Source organism: Aliiruegeria lutimaris (assembly GCF_900099935.1).
In the GTDB taxonomy this organism is placed as follows: Bacteria; Pseudomonadota; Alphaproteobacteria; order Rhodobacterales; family Rhodobacteraceae; genus Tropicimonas; species Tropicimonas lutimaris.
The window spans coordinates 68,088-83,827 of record NZ_FNEK01000024.1 but is presented as its reverse complement, the minus strand read 5'-3'; the positions used below and the strand labels follow the sequence as shown (position 1 = coordinate 83,827).

At 63.9% G+C, this 15,740-nt stretch carries 8 protein-coding genes and 1 pseudogene; 5 read left to right on the top strand and 4 right to left on the bottom strand.

All coding sequences use genetic code 11. The annotated features are described in order from the left end of the window. The 3 genes and pseudogenes from BLR85_RS13105 to BLR85_RS13095 form a co-directional block, all read left to right on the top strand. Positions 1–234, top strand: a pseudogene (locus tag BLR85_RS13105) (enolase C-terminal domain-like protein); the annotation flags it as partial. Between the two features lie 18 nt (positions 235–252). Then, entirely contained in the window at positions 253–1,278 is a 1,026-nt protein-coding gene (locus BLR85_RS13100) for a zinc-dependent alcohol dehydrogenase (RefSeq protein ID WP_093156562.1), read from the top strand. Positions 1,279–1,283: 5 nt separating this feature from the next. Beyond that, positions 1,284–2,054: an SDR family NAD(P)-dependent oxidoreductase gene (locus BLR85_RS13095; RefSeq protein ID WP_093156558.1), complete on the top strand. Its 771-nt coding sequence runs from the start codon at positions 1,284–1,286 to the stop codon at positions 2,052–2,054. 324 nt (positions 2,055–2,378) lie between these two features. Here BLR85_RS13095 and BLR85_RS13090 read toward each other — a convergent pair whose 3' ends face one another. Both BLR85_RS13090 and chrA read right to left on the bottom strand, forming a co-directional pair. Beyond that, the gene (locus BLR85_RS13090) at positions 2,379–3,257 is read right to left on the bottom strand and encodes a Vgb family protein (protein ID WP_093156555.1); all 879 of its coding nucleotides are present in this window, start codon (positions 3,255–3,257) and stop codon (positions 2,379–2,381) included. A gap of 72 nt (positions 3,258–3,329) precedes the next feature. Then, entirely contained in the window at positions 3,330–4,568 is a 1,239-nt protein-coding gene (gene chrA, locus BLR85_RS13085; protein ID WP_093156552.1) for a chromate efflux transporter, read from the bottom strand. A 459-nt stretch (positions 4,569–5,027) separates the two neighbouring features. Between chrA and BLR85_RS13080 the strand changes: the two genes are divergently transcribed. Next, positions 5,028–10,010, top strand: a complete 4,983-nt coding sequence (locus BLR85_RS13080) for a 2-oxoacid:acceptor oxidoreductase family protein (RefSeq protein WP_093156571.1) — start codon at positions 5,028–5,030, stop codon at positions 10,008–10,010. After that, positions 10,007–12,766 (top strand): sulfide/dihydroorotate dehydrogenase-like FAD/NAD-binding protein, encoded by a 2,760-nt coding sequence (locus tag BLR85_RS13075; protein ID WP_093156549.1) that lies wholly within the window; start codon positions 10,007–10,009, stop codon positions 12,764–12,766. The genes BLR85_RS13080 and BLR85_RS13075 overlap by 4 nt, the downstream gene beginning before the upstream one ends. A 166-nt stretch (positions 12,767–12,932) precedes the next feature. Here the strand turns inward: BLR85_RS13075 and BLR85_RS13070 are convergent, their stop codons facing one another. Continuing rightward, positions 12,933–13,952 carry an alcohol dehydrogenase catalytic domain-containing protein gene (locus BLR85_RS13070; protein ID WP_093156546.1) on the bottom strand — a complete coding sequence of 340 codons (1,020 nt, stop codon included), beginning with the start codon at positions 13,950–13,952 and terminating at the stop codon, positions 12,933–12,935. A 137-nt stretch (positions 13,953–14,089) separates the two neighbouring features. Continuing rightward, positions 14,090–15,592 (bottom strand): pyruvate kinase, encoded by a 1,503-nt coding sequence (locus tag BLR85_RS13065; RefSeq protein ID WP_139188386.1) that lies wholly within the window; start codon positions 15,590–15,592, stop codon positions 14,090–14,092. Between the last annotated feature and the right edge of the window lie 148 nt (positions 15,593–15,740).

Below are 15,740 nucleotides of genomic sequence, written 5' to 3'. Positions count from 1 at the left end.
TCCCGCAAACACGGCCTACCTGTCTGCTCGCACGGCATGCAGGAGTTGCACATCTCGCTGGTTTCGGCGCAGCCCAATGGCGGCTGGGTCGAGCTGCATTCTTTCCCGATCGACCGTTACACGACCCGCCCCGTCGTGCTCGAGGACAGCCTTGGCGTTGCCCCCGACACGCCCGGCACCGGTGTGAGCTTCGACTGGGACAAACTGAACGCCGCCACGCACATGGCGGCCTGAGGAGGACGAAAGAGACTCATGACTATCACGGCAGCATTCTATCGAGGGGACAAGACCTTCGAAGTGAAACAGATCGAGGCCGAGGCGCCGGGTGCCGGACAGGTCCAGATCGAAGTCGCGTTCTGCGGCATTTGCGGCACGGACCTGCACGCCTATCTCGGCCATATGGATGCCCGCATCGGCTTTGACCGGATTCTCGGCCACGAGATGTCCGGCGTGGTGAAAGCCATCGGCGAAGGTGTCGAAGGTTGGAAGGAAGGCGACCGCATCGTGGTGCGCCCGCTCGACCATTGCGGCGACTGCCCGGCCTGCAACCGCGGCCACAAGCATATCTGCCACAACCTGAAATTCATCGGCCTCGACAGCCAGGGCGCGATGCAGCAGCTCTGGAACGTGCCGGCGCACACGCTGCACGCGATCCCCGAGAATGTCTCGCTGCGCGATGCTTCCCTGATCGAACCGCTCGCCGTTGCCTGCCATGACGTGCGCATGTCGAATGTGACCGAGGGCGAAGACGTGCTCGTCATTGGTGGTGGCCCGATCGGGATGCTGGTGGCGATGGTCGCCAAGGCCGCGGGCGGCAAGGTGACGATCTCCGAAATCAACGAGAACCGGCTGGCACTCGCCAGGAAGCTCGGCTTCGAGACAATCAACCCCAAGGAGGTCGATGCAGTTGCCGAGGTGCTCGCCAAGACCGGCGACAAGGGCGCTGACGTCATCTTCGAAGTGTCGGGCACCCAGCCGGGCATCGACCTGATGACCGCCGTTGGCGCCACGCGCGCCCGTATCGTCATGGTGGCCATCCACGCGACCAAGCCGCAGGTGGACATGTTCCGCTTCTTCTGGCGCGAGCTGCAACTCATCGGCGTGCGCGTCTACGAGCCGGAAGATTACGACAAGGCAATCGCTTCCATCGCTGCCGGCGAGATCGACGCCGATGCGATGATCACGGACATCCGTCCGCTCGACAAGATCGGTGAGGCCTTCGCCGAACTGATCGCCAACCCCAACGCGATGAAATCGCTTCTCCAGATCAACGGGTGAAAAGAATGTCTGACCTGCAAATGTTCGACCTTACGGGCAAGACTGCCCTCGTGACCGGCGCCAAGCGCGGCATCGGTAAAGGTATGGCGCTTGGCCTCGCGCAGGCGGGTGCCGACATCATCGGCGTCTCGGCCTCGCTGGAAGCTGAAGGCTCCGCAGTGGGCAAGGAAGTCGAGGCCCTTGGCCGCAGCTTCAAGGGCTACTCCTGCGATTTCAGCGACCGCGCCGCTGTGACGGCCTTCGCTGCCAAGGTTCTGGAAGAGAACCCACAGATCGATATCCTGATCAACAATGCCGGTACCATCATGCGCAAGCCTGCCGCCGAGCACCCCGACGAGTGGTGGGACAAGGTGATCGAGGTGAACCTCAGCGCGCAATTCGTGCTGACGCGCGAGATCGGCCGCTCGATGATCGAGCGCGGCTCGGGCAAGATCATCTTCACCGCCTCGCTGCTGACCTTCCAGGGCGGCATCACAGTGCCGGGCTATGCGGCGTCAAAGGGCGGGATCGGCCAGCTCACCATGGCATTCGCCAATGAATGGGCATCCAAGGGTGTCAACGTCAACGCCATCGCACCGGGCTATATCGCCACCGATAACACCCAGGCGCTGCAGGACGACCCGGAGCGCTCCGTCGCCATTCTCGGCCGCATCCCGGCTGGCCGCTGGGGCAAGCCCGAAGACTTTGCCGGCCCGGCCGTTTTCCTTGCTTCGGATGCCGCCAATTACGTCCACGGCGCGACCCTGCTGGTCGATGGCGGCTGGATGGGCCGCTAAGTCAAAGAGGCGGAGCAGACAAGAACCGGGGGGCGCCGTTGGGCGGCCCCTTTGCTTTTGGCCGGTTCGAGACGCTTTTGTCTGGAAATTCGAGCATGTCGACCGTTCGCGCGGGAACGATCCTGCGGATCGTGCCTCCGGCGGAGATATTTCGAGAAAGAGGAAGCTGGACGGAAATATCTTTCCTCTTTCTCAAAATATCCCGGGGGGGCGCTCGATAGAGCGCGGGGGGCAACGCCCCCCTTTGCCGTCCCCGCCAATAGCTTCCAACGGCAAGAGTGGCATTTCAGCTTCTTCGAATAAGGGGAAAGGTTGTCGCGACGCTCAGTTCAGCGCCACGACATATTTCACCACGCGGTTATTGTCGCTGTCAGAGAAGTAATAGGCGGGGCCGCGTATGGCGACGCCTTCGGGATCGTCGAGCAGGCCGGGGCCGATACCGGCGCTGCCGGTGCCGATCACGCCGAGAAGGCTGTCGGTGGCCGGGTCTATCAGAAGCACCCGGTGGGCATCCTGGTCGGCGACGACGAGTTTGCCGAAATCGTCCACCGCGAGGTAACGCGGGCCGATGAAGCCGTATTTCGGGCCGGACAGGATTCGGAGCTGTTCGAGTTCGGAGGAGAATTGCACAAGGCGGCGGTTGAAGTTGTCGGCGACCCAGATCGTGCCATCCGGAGCCTCGGCCACATCATGCGCGCCTGGCATGCCGCCGGCGGTGGCAAGCAGTGTCTCTCCTTCGACTGCCATCAACTGGCCGGTTCCCGAGGCCATGACATAGAGGCGTCCGTTCGAATGGGCCAGCGCGCCTTCGGTGCGGGGGAAGGGACCAATAAGCCCTTCGTTAACGGGCGCGTCGCCCGATAAGTCGAATATCCCGACGGCGTTCGAACCGGTGACGGCGATATAGGCCTTGCCGTCTGGTCCGAAGGAAATGTCGTGCACATTTGGCAGCATCCCGTCGCCGAAGGTTTCCAGCAATTCGAGCGTGTCGGGGTCGAGCACGGCGATGCGGCTGCCGAATTTGTCGGCCACGTAGAGCCGTCCATCCGGTCCGAAGGCAAGGTCGTGCGGGTCGTTCAGGACTTGCGGACTGGCGCCGGCGAAGCTGGCGAAAGGGGCAGGGGCGTCTTGCGCCATGGGCGCCTGAGCGAGTGCAAGCAGGGCCAGCGCCGTTCGGCAGGCATGGCGAATTGGGTTCAACATTGCGGTCTCCGTTCCTGTTCGTCAGGGTAGCGGTGTTCTGGTACGGAGCAAGTCCCTGCTTGTTTCCGGCTGTCAGCCGAACAGCGAGAGAGCCGCCCCGCCCAGGGCGGCAATCATCACAACGATCCAGGGCGGCGTTTTCCAGCTGACCAGCAGAACGAAACAGAGCAGCGCAGGGGCGAAGCTTCGCATGTCGGTGATCGCGCTGGTGAAGACGGGCGCATAGAGGGCGGCGCCTAGGACGCCGACCACCGCGGCGTTTGTGCCCATCATCGCGGCCTGTGCGCGGGCGAGGTTGCGGAAACGGTCCCAGAAGGGCAGCGCGGCCAGCAACAGCAGGAAGCCGGGCAGGAAGATCGCCAGCAGCGCGATGCAGGCGCCGATCAGGCCGTTTGGGGCGGGCGTGACGCTTGCGCCGAGATAGGCGGCGAAGGTGAAAAGCGGGCCCGGAACAGCCTGTGCCGCGCCATATCCGGCGAGAAAGCTGTCATTGCTCAGCCAGCCGTTGCCGACGGTCTCGGCCTCCAGAAGTGGCAGGACGACATGGCCGCCGCCAAAAACGAGCGCCCCCGAGCGGAAGAAACCGTCGAACAATGCCCAGCCCTGTCCCAGGCCCGTCAGCAGTGGGAGGCTGACAAGGAGCAGGGTGAAAACGGCAAGGCAGGCAAGCGCAGAGCCGCGCGAGACCGGCACGGTGAGCATACCTTCGGGCTGCGCGGGATGGGGGCGAAGGAAGGTCAAACCGGCCAGCCCGCCCGCAAGGATCGCCGCAATCATACCGATGGCGCCGGGCAGGACGGCCAGGAGGCCCACGGCCAGCACCGCAATCGCCGCGCGCTGCCTGTCGGGGCAGAGGCTTCGGGCCATGCCGAGGACGGCCTGGGCAACGATGGCCACGGCGACGATCTTGAGGCCCGACAGCAGGCCAAGCCCAACGGTTCCGGTGAGCGAGGCCGATCCAAGGGCAAAGACCAGCAACAACAAAGCGGAGGGCAATGTGAAGGCCGCGAAGGCGGCCAGCGCCCCCAGCGGGCCGGCGCGCATCAGGCCGATTGCAAAACCCGTCTGGCTCGATGCGGGGCCGGGCAGGAACTGGCACAAAGCCACGAGGTCGGCATAGCTCCTGTCGGTCAGCCAGCCGCGGCGGCTGACGAACTCCTCCCGGAAATAGCCCAGATGTGCGATCGGGCCTCCAAAGGAGGTCAGGCCGAGCTTGAGAAAGGCGGCGAAGACCTCGCTCGGGGTGCCCGGATGTGGTTTCGGTGAGGGGCGTGGTGCGCCCGTCCGGGACTGTGTGTTTTGCTCTGTCATCGGTCCTGTTTGCCCACACGTTTCACGCAGCGGAGATTTGCAGCTTTGGCCCGGATCGCAAAGGGCGATTGCGGGGCGAAACATGCGCCGAGCAGACTCAGGAATGAATGCAACCGCAGCGCAACTATGTTGCGGTTTTTGCGGCAATTCTTTAGCTATGCAATTCTGTGGTGGCGCTATGCTCTGAAGGCATGGCGGGAATACACTACAGTCAGGCCTTTGACGTCTAGGGCAGGAAATTTTACAAATTTTATCAGAAATTTGCAAAGGCGCCGGGGTAGCGATAACAACGCCGGTTGGCAGCGAAACTATGGGCCGTTTCGGCCCTTTTTTGTGATATGCTGGCGGTTAGCTCTCTGTCCGTCCGGCTTGGTCCCCGGAATGTCTGTGTCTAATCGTGGTATGTTTGGTCGGACCTAAAAGTTGTATGTATGCGTCAAATGAAATGTGGTGGATATGATGAAAGACACTCTCGAGAAGGATCCGAAATTCCCCGGTGTACCGGCCGTCATCCACGGTAATGGCGCGATCGCGCAGGTCATGGGGCAGGTTTGCGGCGGTGTCATCGGCTATCCGATCACGCCCTCGACCGAGATCGCCGAAATCTACGAAGCGTTCCGGGCCGGAGGGGGTGTCAATATCTGGGGCCGTCACCCGTTCTTCTTTGAGCCTGAAGGCGAGCACTCGGCGCAATCCGGCGCCCTCGGTGCGGCACTGACAGGCGGGCAGTATGTATCGAACGCCTCGTCGAGCCAGGGCATCCTCTACGGGATCGAATCTCACTATGTGACCGTCGGCAAGAAAGTCGGCGGTTTTGTCATGCAGGTGGCCGCGCGTTCCGTCTCCCGCCACTCGCTGAACGTGATGGCCGGGCATGACGACGTCTATGCGCTGCTGCCGTCGGGCTACACGATCCTGTTCGGCTCCAACCCGCAGGAAGCCGCCGACCTCGCCGCGATCTCCTACAAGGTCTCCTCGATGTCGATGATCCCCGTCGCCAACGCGATGGACGGTTTCGTGACCTCGCACATGATGAGCGAATGCATGATGCCGGAAGACGATCTGCTCAAGGAGTTCGTCGGCGATCCGAACGGCCGCATTCCGTGCCCGACCGTGGCGCAGGAGATGCTCTTCGGCGCCAAGGGCCGTGTTTTCCAGCTCAAGCGGTATCTCGGCCGCCACAGCGCCGATCTTGCGCAGGGCGATTACGTGGCGCTCGTCGATTTCCTCGATGCCAATGCCGACACCGTCGAGAAGGATAACGAAGGCGCGCTGGTCGATCAGACGCTCGCCAACCTGCCCGAGGAACTGCACGCGCAATGGCGCCGGCAGTGGAAGAACGCCTTTGAGAAAGGCACCCGCCAGCGCGTTCCGGCGCAGGTGGACGTACACAACCCCGGCCTCACCGGCGGCGTGCAGAACCAGCCGGACTACCAGGCGGGCGCCGTCGATCACCGCACCCACTTCGTCCGCGACGTGCCGCGCTTCGTCCGCGAAGCGATGGACGAATATACCGCGCTGACCGGCCGCCACTACGCGCCCGTGAAGACCTTTGAATGCGAGGATGCCGAGACCGTCCTTGTGGGCCTCGGCTCTGTCACCGACGACGCCGAAGCCATCGCCGCCTATCTGCGCCGTCAGGGCCGCAAGGTGGGTGTCGTCTCTATCAAGATGCTCCAGCCCTTTCCGGAGGCCGAGCTTGTCGCCGCCCTGAAGGGAAAACGGGCCGTCACCATCCTTGAGCGTTCCGACGTCACCGCGCTGACCGGCCTTGTCAACCAGGCGCTGGTGAAGGCGGTCGAGAACGCCGCCGGGACACGCTACCCGGGCATCGAGCCGCTCAGCGAGCTGCCCAAGCTCACCACCGCGATCTTCGGCCTTGGCGCGCATGACCTGCAGCCGCGCCACCTGATCGCGGCCTATGACAACATGGACGAGCGCTGCGAACCCTTCGTCTATCTCGGCTCCCAGTTCTTCTCCAAGACGCCGAGCCCGCAGCTCGCAGCCCTTCAGGACAAGCTGCGCGCCGCCTATCCGGAAACGGAGCTGATGGCGCTGGAAACCAAGCCCAACCCGCGGCTTCTGCCCGAGGATGGCCTTCGCATCCGCTTCCATTCGGTTGGCGGCTACGGCACGATTGCCACGGGCAAACTGCTGACGGATATCCTTGCCAACGCGCTCCAGCTTCATTCCAAGGCGGCGCCGAAATATGGCTCGGAAAAATCCGGGGCACCGACGAATTACTACATCACCCTCAGCCCCGAACAGGTGAAGATCACCAACGCGGATCTTGAGGATGTCGAGGTCGTGGTTTCACCCGACCACAAGGTCTTTGCGCATTCCAATCCGCTGCGCGGGTTGGTCGAGGGAGGCACCTTCGTTCTCCAATCGCAGCTCTCGCCGCTGGAGGTTTGGGAGGAACTCCCCTCCGCGATGCGCAAATTTATTGTCGACAGGAAGATCCGCTTCTTCGTGCTCGACGGGTTCTCCATTGCCAAGAAACATGCCCCGCGTCCCGAACTTGAGACGCGGATGATGGGCATCGCCTTTATCGGCGCAATCTGTGGCAACGTGGAACGCATCACTGAAGGCGCCTCCGACGAGGCGGTGATGGAAAAGATCCGCACCCAGATCGCCAAGAAGTTCGGCGGCAAGGGGCAGGCGGTTGTCGATGGCAACATGGCGGTGATCCGCGATGGTGCGGCGGCGACGGTTCGGGTCGACTATACCGCGCCGGAATTCGTCGAGGTGACCGCAAAGGCCGATATCGAGCCGCATTTCTCTTCCGCGATCTCCGGCAACATGTGCCGCATCGCGCAAGATGCCTCTTCTGCCGGCCTGTTCGACGCCGAGTATTTCGAGGAGACCGTTGGCCGACCGACCCGCGAAGGGACCGTCGGCGAGGCACCGGTTCTGCCCGGAGTTGGCATGTTCATGCCTTCGGGGACCGCAGCGGCGCGTGACAAGGGCCTGTTCCGGCGCGATGTGCCGGTGCTTGATCCGTCGCTCTGCACGGGTTGCCTGGAATGCACCATGGTCTGCCCCGATGCCGCCATCCCGGCCACGGTTGTCGATATCGACGACCTGCTGAAGACGGCGCTCAAGGAGATCGAGATGCCTGCCGCGCAGCGCGAGACGGTGCGCGACCATATCCGCGATATCGGCGCCAATGTCCGCGCGGCCTATCTGGCCAGCAAGGAGGCCAAGGGCTTCGGCCAGCTGGTCTCAGAGGTGGTGGACTCGATGGAAGTCGAGAGCGCGGTCGTCAAGCGCAACCTCAAGCTGATGGCCGAGGGCGCGGCCCTTCTGCCGGTTTCCCGCACGCGTCCCTTCTTCGACGCGATGGAAGCGGAGCGTGGCGGTTCGGGCGGCCTGTTCGCGGTCGTCGTCGATCCGTGGAAATGCTCCGGCTGTCTGGAATGTATCGAGCTTTGCGGCCCCGGCGCGCTGAGCGTCGCCGAGCAGGACGAACCGCTGCTCCAAAAGCTCCAGGCGGAATTCGAGTTCCTGTCGAAAACGCCGAACACGCCGTCCCGCTTCATCGAACATGCCTTTGACCCGGGCGGGGACATCAAGCGCATGATGCTTGACCGCGACACCTATTACGCCACCACCGGCGGGCATGGCGCCTGTCGCGGTTGCGGCGAGGTGACGGCCCTGCGGCAGGTGGTTTCGGCCACCCACGCAATCCATGACCGCAAGCTCAAGACCCATGTCCACGAGCTTGAGGACCTGATTGCCGAGCTGGAGGCCAAGCTGCCGCAGGTTGGCGATGATGAGGCCCGCAAGGCGCGGATCACCGATGCGTTGAAGGTGCTTGAAAAGCGGCTCTTCCTGATGGAAGGCGGCCCGACCGGCAACGGCCCGGCGGCAATGGTCGTGGCGAACGCCACCGGCTGTTCCTCGGTCTATGCCTCGACCTTCCCCTACAACCCCTATCAGGACCCCTGGGTGAACTCGCTCTTCCAGGACGGCCCGGCGCTTTCCAAGGGGATCTTCGAGGGGATCACGGCGTCGACCAATGTCGACTTCAAGGCGATGCGGGTGGCGAAGCTGGAACTGGCCGATGCCTATGACACCGCCGACGAGGCCTTCCTGCGCAAGTTCGAGTGGCAGGATTACAACCCGGCTGAACGGGCGCTGCTGCCGACGGTGATCAACATCTCCGGCGACGGCGCGGCCTACGATATCGGCTTCGGCGCGCTGTCGCGGCTGCTGGCCTCCAACACGCCCGTAAAGGTGATGGTGCTCAACTCGGGCGTCTATTCCAACACCGGCGGGCAGGCCTCCACGGCCTCGCTCTCGGGGCAGGACAGCGACCTGAGCCGCTTCGGCCCGGCCTCCCACGGCAAGCAGGAAGACCGCAAGGAACTCGGCATGATCGCCGCCTTCCACCCGGAGGTCTACGTGGTGCAATCCGCCACCGCGATGCCGGGGCACTTCCTCAAGAGCCTGATGGGCTACCTGCAGCACAGCTCCAGCCCGGCCCTGCTCGATGTCTACACGCCCTGTCAGGCCGAGCACGGCATCGCCGATGCCGCGGCTGCGCAGCGCGCCAAGCTGGCCGTCGAGGCCCGCGTCGCGCCGCTCTTCGTGCATGACCCGAAGGCAGGCGAGACCATCGAGGAGCGCTTCTCGCTCGAAGGCAACCCGGCGGTGGACAAGGACTGGACCACGGTCACCATTGAGTACATCGAGGATGGCAAACTCCAGCTCAAGGAGGTCGCCCTGACACCGGCGCATTTCGCCTTCGACGAAACCCGCTTCAAGAAGCAGTTCCGTCCGCTGGCGGCCAATGTGAACGCTGTGCCGATCGAGGAGTTCATCAATCTTCCGAAAGCGGAACGCGTGGGCAAAGCACCCTATGTGCTCGCCACGGATGATGAGAAACGCCTCATCAAGCTCGAGGTTGGCAACACGGTGGTGCACCTCGTCGAGGAGCGTCGCCGCTCCTGGCGGACGCTGCAGCATCTCGCCGGCCAGGTGGTCGAGAAGCTCGACGCCGCGCATCACGCCGAGATCGACGCGCTTCAGCAGCGCTACGAGGAAGCGGTCCAGGCGAGAGAGGAATCGATGGACTCCATTGCCACCGGCATGAGTGCCCTGGCGGCGGCGTCGGGTGCCCCGGCAGCCGTCGGCATGACCGGCGCTCTGGCCCCGGTTGCGGGCTCGGCACCTGCGGCCGCGCCTGCGGCAACTGCGGGCAATGGTGGCGCGCTTCCGCATATCGCGGAGGAGGACATTGCGAAATGTTCGGACTGCAAGACCTGCTACCAGGAGATCCCGGAGCTTTTCGAACTGACCAAGATGGTCGTGGATGGGCAGGCCAAGTCGGTCGCCCGTACAATCCCCGGCGCGCTTGAGAAGATCGAGATCACCGACGAGCTCAGGGCGCGGGTCGCCAAGGTGGCCGCAAACTGCGACTCGGAGATCATCAAATGAACGTAGAGGCTTCAACCACACAGGACGAACTGTTCCAGCAACAGATCGAAGTCCTGAAGAAGCACCTGATGGCGGACCCACGCTCGCTCAGGAACATCTTCGTCGCTGACGGAACCCAGGCCATGGCCTGGGAATTCCAGCAGCCCGAGATTTCCGAGAAGTTCATCGGAGTGCTCTGGAACCTGCTGCTCAAGGAGGACGACATGTCCACCGTGCTGCAGCGTTTCCTCTGGGACCTGCCGCTCAAATACAAGCGCAAGTTCGTGCGCGCGTTGGACCAACACCTGTCGGGCCGCTACCCGATGTTCAAGGGACTGTCCGAGGGCTGGCCGGCGGAGAACTTCATCCCGCCCTACGTGCGTCCGCCGGAAGAGCGGTCCGCCGATTTCGAATTGGTGAACACGGGCTATCTCGGCTACCGCGCGCTCGGCTATTCCCTGCGTGAGGTGGACCTGTTCGTCTGGCTGGAGGTCATGCGCGACAAGCAGTGTGACGACAAGCCCTGCGAGCTGGGGGTGCTCAAGGAGCGGATCAAGAACCGCCCCGAGACGAAGATCGGCGGCTGTCCGGTCAAGATCCACATCCCCGAGATGATCGACCTTCTGGGCAAGGGCAAGATCAAGCAGGCCCTGCAGCTCATCGAAAGCTCCAACCCGCTGCCCAACGTGACGGGCCGCGTCTGCCCGCAGGAACACCAGTGCCAGGGCGTGTGCAAGCACACCAAGCGGCCGATCGAGATCGGGCAGCTGGAATGGTACCTGCCGGAGCATGAGAAGCTCGCCGATGCCGACCGTCTGGAACGTTTCAAGGGCATCATCTCGCCCTGGGAACGTGCCGAGAAGCCGCCGGTGGCGATTGTCGGCTCCGGTCCCTCTGGGCTGATCAACGCCTATCTGCTGGCCGTCGAGGGCTACCCGGTGACGGTGTTCGAAGCCTTCCACGAGCTCGGCGGCGTGCTGCGCTACGGCATCCCGGAATTCCGGCTGCCGAACTCGCTGATCGACGACGTGGTGCAGAAGATCGACCTGCTCGGTGGCAAGTTCGTCAAGAACTTCGTCGTCGGCAAGTCGGCCACGCTGAACGATCTGAAGGAAGCTGGTTTCTGGAAGATCTTCGTCGGCTCCGGCGCCGGCCTGCCGACCTTCATGAACGTTCCGGGCGAGCACCTGAACGGCGTGATGTCGGCCAACGAGTTCCTGACTCGCGTGAACCTCATGCGCGGCCGCTCGCCGGAATTCGAGACCCCGCTACCCGAAGTGAAGGACCGCCATGTCCTGATCGTCGGCGGCGGCAACACGGCGATGGATGCCGCGCGTACGGCCAAGCGGCTGGGCGGCAAGGTGACCATCGTCTATCGCCGGACCAAGGCGGAGATGCCGGCCCGTGTCGAAGAGCTGCATCACGCGCTCGAAGAGGGGATCGAAGTGGCCGAGCTGCGCGGTCCGACGGAGTTCGTCGGCGACAGCCACACCCATTTCGTCACCCACGCCATCGTCGATATCAACGAGCTGGGCGAGCCGGATGCCTCCGGGCGTCGGCGTCCGCAGGCAACGGGCGAACAGATCACCATGCCGGCCGATCTGGTCATCATGGCGCTCGGCAACAAGTCCAACCCGATCATCCCCGAGGCGGAGCCGGATCTGAAGCTCTCCAAATGGGGCACGATCGAGGTCGAGGACGGCCAGGAGACCTCCATCAAGGATGTCTACACCGGCGGTGACGCAGCGCGCGGTGGCTCCACGGCGATCCTCGCCGCGGGCGACGGTCAGGCGGCGGCGCGGCAGATCGTGGGCGACATTCCCTTCGGTGCCGAGGAGATCAAGAAACGTGTCGAGGCCGCCAAGGCCTATACCGACATGGGCCAGGCGCGTCAGTCCATCGTGATGCACCGGGACGTGGCCGATGGCATCGTCGAGATGTCGGTCTATGCGCCGGTCGTGGCCAAGGCAGCCAGGGCGGGCCAGTTCGTCCGCGTGCTCGCCTCCGAGGATGGCGAACTGATCCCGCTGACTCTGGCCGACTGGGATACCGCGAAGGGCACGATCGACATCGTGATCCAGGGCCTCGGCACCTCGTCCAAGCTCATCAACCTGATGCAGGAAGGCGAGGCCTTTGCGGGCATCGCCGGCCCGCTTGGCCGCCCAAGCCAGGTGCATGCCTACGGCGCGGACGAGACGGTCGTCTTCACCGCCGGCGGCGTCGGCCTGCCGGCGATCCTGCCGATCGCCAAGGCACATCTGGCCAAGGGCAACCACGCCACGATGATCATCGGCTTCCGCTCCGCCGGACACCTGTTCTGGACCGGCGAGGACGACCGGATGGGCAAGCTCAAGGCCAAGTATGGCGACCAGCTCGACATCATCTACTGCACCAATGACGGCACCTTCGGCGTCGGCGGCTTCGTCACCGGACCGCTCGAGGAAATGCTGAAGGACGGCAAGATGTCCAAGGGCCGGAAACTGGCCGAAGTCATCTCCGTCGGCCCGCCGATGATGATGCGCGCGGTGAGTGATCTGACGCAGCCCTATGGCGTGCCGACGGTTGTCAGCCTCAACTCGATCATGGTCGATGCCACGGGTATGTGCGGCGCCTGCATGGTGCCGGTTGTGAGAGAGGGCAAGAACGTCCGGATGCATGCCTGCATCGACGGGCCGGAATTCGACGCCCATACCGTCGAATGGGACAAGTTCATGCCCCGCTTCAACCAGTTCAAGGCACAGGAAGTGCGCAGCCTGAAAGAACATGGGCTGGCCTGAGCCGGTCGAACAGACCTGACCCTTCGGATAACGGGGGGACCGAAAAGAAAGAGCCCCGCCGAAACTCCGGCGGGGCTTTTTTCACGTCCCGTCTCACGGCGCCGGCGACGCTTTTCCACGTGATGGCGGAACGGCGCGGCCGACGGATGGCCGCGGCGTGTCGTCGTCAGGGCTCGATCAGGACCTTGGAGTCCTTCTGCGAATAGGCCGCCGGAAGCTCGGCCAGGGCGTTGTCCAGGCGCACGGATGCGGTGATGTCGGTGTGCCACTTGCCTTCGGCGAAACGAGCCTGCGCCTCGGCGATGACGGCGCCGATCTTTTCGGGCGGGGTGTTGCGCAGCCAGCTTGCCAGCCAGAACCCTTCGATCTGCTTTTGCTTGAAGATGAATTGCGGCAGTTGCGCGAGCGTGGGCGGGGTCGGCGACAGCCGGCCATAGATGATCCAGCGCGCCCGTTCCGGCATCGCAAAGAAGAGGTCGGCCGAGATCTGGTCCCCGACCGCGTCGAGCAGGATACGCGGCGCGTGGACCTCGAACAGCTCGGTGAGACGCTCTTCAAGCCCTTCACCCTCGGTCACCAGAACATCCGCCGCGCCCAGTGCCCGCAGCGCCTCGGCCTGGGCTTCGCGGCGGATGACGGCCAGCGCGCCGATGCCGTGATCCTTGCCCAGCCCGATCAGGAACTTGCCCAGCTGCGAGCCGGCAGCGGTAACCACGAAACTGTCCGCGCCATCCTCGCGCGCGATATCGAACATGGCCATGGCGGTCAGCGGGTTCACGATCAGGCCGGCGGCGTCCTCGTCGCGCAGATCAGGGCGCAGCGGGATCAACATCGGGATCGGCGCAAGGCAATACTCGGCCCAACTGCCCGAGCCGGCGGCAAAGAAGCTGACGCGCTGGCCAAGCAGCGGCGTGTCGCCCGCCACAACGGTGCCGGTGCCTTCAAAACCGGCCGCCTGATCCTTGACGCGGGATTGTCCGTAGACGCCCTTGATGAAGGCAATGTCGGACGGGTTCACCGCCGCTCGCGCAACCTTGATCAGCGCGAGGCCGGGCCCCGGCTGCGGAACGTCCATCTCCCGCAGCTCCACATAAGGCGCCAAATTGGTCAGTTCCTGCGTGGCCGGTGCGTTGGCGTAGCCGTCTTCGAGAAGGGCAAGGCCCTTCATCTTCGTTGGAATATCCATTCTGTCCTCCGTCATGACTTGCCCGAAGTCGTCATCCTGGCCCGAAAGGTCAAGGACGACACCGGGTTTCCCTGGTGTTGCTCCGGGATATTCCTGTCAATCTGCCGTGTTCGCGCGCCTTTGGGGCTCGAGCACCGTCAGAGTTGCTGCATTTCCCGCCACGAATTCAACGGACCCATGATCGCGATCCGTTTGCCGTGATGGCGTGCCATGCGGCGCAGCACTTCCTGCAGGAAGGCGATGCCCTGCGGTGCATAGGGCCCCTTGTTCAGCATCACGCATTCGGCGCGCTGGCCCATCGCGGCATCGGTCACCTCGGCTCGGCTGGCCAGCCCCTCCTTCATCAGGCTCTCCAGAACCTGTGTCGCCCAGACCGTCGGCACATGGGCGGCTGCGCACATCCACAGGATTTCCTCCTGCATCTCCGAGGTGCGGTCCATGCCCAACTCGACCGAAAGATCGCCCCGCGCGATCATCACCGCCACGGGCAGCTTGCCGCCGGCTTGCACCAACAGGCGTGGCAGGTTGCGAACTGCCAGTTCGGTTTCGATCTTCAACATCACCGCCGGCAGCGGCGCGTCGCCCAGCCGCCCTTGCAGCGCGGCGATCAGGTCGCGCACATCCTGCGGGGTCTGGACGAAGGAAAAGCCGATCGTGTCGGCATGGCGGGCGACGAAGTCTAGATCGTTCAGGTCCTTTTCCGTCAGCGCCGGAATCTCGACCGCCACGCCGGGCAAGTTTACGCCCTTGCCATGCTTGATCTTGACGCCGCTCGGGCGGACGGAGGTGACCTCGATCACGGCGCCGCTCTCATCGAGGCTCTCGACCACGCCCCCGATCTTGCCATCGTCCAGCCAGACCCGGGAGCCGATCACCAGCTTGTCGATCAGTTCCGGGTGGTTCAGCGTGGTCACCGCGAGGCCCTTACGGTCCTCGGGCAACTCGTAGACCAGGGAAATACGATCACCCGAAAAGAGCCGCTTTCCCTTGAGCTTGTCGCCGAGATCCGTGCGGACCTTTGGCCCGCCGAGATCCATGTTGATCCGGACATCGCGGCCGACCTCGCGCGAGATCGTGCGGACATGGCGGATCATCGCCGCCCACGCGGTCTCGTCGTCATGGGCGCAATTGATGCGCACCGAATTCGCGCCGGCATAGACGAACTGGCGGATGATATTCTCGTCTTCCGCGGCCTCGGTGGGCAGGGTGACCATGATCCGGGTGCCCGGCTCGCCCTGTCCGAACATCGCGTCCCGGGCGCGGGCGACGCGTTGCGGACCCTCGAAAAAAGCGGAGGCCAAGGGATAGTCCTCCGCCGGCAGTCCGGCAACGGAGGCAAGCGTGGCGCTGGCTGCGTCTAGGGTGGGGCGGATATGGCTCTCGCAGCGTCCGAGTGAGGACATGCCCAGCTCGACGAGCCCGTCCTGTATGCCGCGCAGGTCGACCTTTCGCATGGCAAGGTAGCGGGCGAGGTTTTCGGCCGAAGGAAGGAAGTCTTCGCGTTCGATCGCCGGGCGCCAGCCGTCGAGTGTCTGTCCGGCCTCGTGCTCGATCGTGTCCCGGAGCCGGGACAGGTTCGCATGCAACTCTGCGGCACTTTCGGTGGGGGAAAGTGACGGCGCGTTCGGAGACGAGTTCACGGGACACCTCCTCAAAAACGAATGATCGCGGTGGATCTTGCGGCTTTCCACAAGAATCTGGTCGTCGCCTGTTCGTTTTGCAATCTTGATCCTGCTATCGACTTCAGGTGCAACACAAAAAAAACCGGGCCACGAAGGGCCCGGCAAG